The 252-nt window shown below is 54.0% G+C and carries 1 rRNA gene; it reads right to left on the bottom strand.

Going from position 1 to position 252, the window contains the following annotated elements:
* A 16S ribosomal RNA gene (locus FCK22_RS18545) occupies positions 1–252 on the bottom strand; the annotation flags it as partial.

The raw sequence follows: 252 nt of genomic DNA on the forward strand, positions 1-252 counted from the left end.
TCAGTCCCAGTGTTGCTGATCATCCTCTAAAACCAGCTATAGATCGTAGACTTGGTAGGCCGTTACCCCACCAACTATCTAATCTAACGCGGGCCGATCCTTCTCCGATAAATCTTTCCCCCGAAGGCGTATGCGGTATTACTCACCGTTTCCAGTGGCTATTCCGCAGAGAAGGGCACGTTCCCACGCGTTACTAACCCGTCCGCCGCTAGACCCGAAGGTCTCGCTCGACTTGCATGTGTTAGGCCTGCC

The organism is Sulfitobacter sp. 15WGC (genome assembly GCF_005068605.1).
Classification (GTDB): domain Bacteria; phylum Pseudomonadota; class Alphaproteobacteria; order Rhodobacterales; family Rhodobacteraceae; genus Sulfitobacter; species Sulfitobacter faviae.